Origin of the sequence: Vibrio sp. M250220 (assembly GCF_036533795.1) — a bacterium.
In the GTDB taxonomy this organism is placed as follows: Bacteria; Pseudomonadota; Gammaproteobacteria; order Enterobacterales; family Vibrionaceae; genus Vibrio.
On sequence record NZ_JATABI010000124.1, the window covers coordinates 1 to 1,694 of the forward strand.

General features: G+C 43.5%; 1 protein-coding gene and 1 pseudogene. Both read right to left on the bottom strand.

What is annotated here, in order from left to right; all coding sequences use genetic code 11:
• Window positions 1-768: sel1 repeat family protein (locus tag QTN94_RS19815; protein ID WP_331428633.1), on the bottom strand; the 768-nt coding region annotated here is incomplete at its 3' end.
• Between the two features lie 15 nt (window positions 769-783).
• Window positions 784-1,694 (bottom strand): annotated as a pseudogene (locus QTN94_RS19820) (LysM domain-containing protein); the annotation flags it as partial.

Consider the following 1,694-nt stretch of genomic DNA (forward strand, 5'->3'; position numbering starts at 1 on the left):
TTTTTTAACATCACGTTGGATGATTATGTTGCCATTACTATCTTTTTTACCTTGAGAATAGGCATAGTAGAGACTGGTTGCAGCATCAGCGTAACCCAATTTGATTGCTTTGAGGTTCCACTTTAGCGCTTCATCCAAAGTCTCAGGCTTCAAAAAAAAGTAGTACAAGGACAGCATCGCGGGGGCGTGGCCCTGGTTGGCTGCGAGTTTTAGATACGGTAATTTGTCTTCAAACGATGCCCAGTATGTATTGTAATCGAGGAATTGATAACCACCATTGGGAATTGCATTGCTAACCAATTCTTTGTATTTAGTCTGGCGATAATAAGGGATATATTCCCACCACTCTCTTTTGGTTATTTTTAGGGCAAAAGCAGCCTTTCCATCGCCATTTTGGGCGAGTTCTTTCCATCCTTGTTGAGCTTTAGGGAGCCACTTTTCATCACAAGGCCAACCAAGGTAGCTACATGGTGTATTTACATATAACTTACCTCCTCCCATAACACCCATTGCCCAAGGGTCACCCATTTGGGCTGCTTTTAAAAAGGTTTGCCCCGCTTCAAACTGCTGACGATTTTTATACTGTGCCATCGCAAGCCAAAATGTCGCGTAAGCACTGCCTTGGTTTGATTGTTGTTGAAAAATCTGCTCGGCTTGTGGGTACTGTTTTTGGTTAAACAGTCGGATCCCTTGTTCAACAGGAGTCATCGCCCACACGTTGCTGCTGCAAACGACGAGGAGAATAAAGATTGATACACATTTTTTCATGGTTTATCTCTCTGGTCACCAATTACTTAGCTGATAGCCACGCAATTTAAATTGTTCAAGTTGTTCGATATCATCCTCAGGCAGCACCGCATATACCGCTTTCATTCGCGCTCGGGCTGGGTACGATTTCTCTAGGATTTTATGTTCCTTAGTTAACCAGTGAATGTTCTCGCGCAAGTCTGCGTAATCATCACCTAATGTTCTCATATATCTGCTTTTGTCTTTATCATTTGGGTTTTCATAAGGTTGTGAAAAGGCCTTGGTAAAAAAATCCCGTAAGCTGATGACATTTTTGGCGTAGCGTTGCCATTGCTCTGCTTTATTAAGCTCAGTGGGGTGCGGTAAGCCCATACGTTGCAGGGCATTTTCAAAGCGCTTGATTTGCCCTGTATCGGCTCGGTTTGCTCCTAACCAATTGAGTATTTGATTGATCGCTTTGCGCTGATTTTGATTTCTGGTTGCAGCGATATTTCTGCTCTCATTAAAACTTTCGCCCCAGCCAATACTTGGAATATCATTATAATGAATCAACACCGACAATAACTTAGCCAATGTTTCCGCTGGCATATTGGTGATCCACTGCTGATTTTCTTGTTGGTGCTCTTTTGAAAGCAAAAAGTTAGCAACAAAGTAGGCACTTTCTTGGTCGGTGGCTTGCTTCTCCATATCATCAATGATGTTAAATGGCAGCATCATCACTTGGCCAATGGTTAAGCCAAATGCAGCGGCTACCGTCAGCACTTTATTGAATTCGGCAAAACTGTTGACTTTGCCTGACTCATCGAAAAACTCAAATCGCTGAAACCCTTTATTATTCATCACGCCAAGCAGCGCAGCAAAGAAGTCATCTGCGGCTTTCGGGTTCAGTTCAGTGGCAAATTTCCCACCGAATCCTACCCCAGCCGTGGCCGCCATCGCCGTAATAA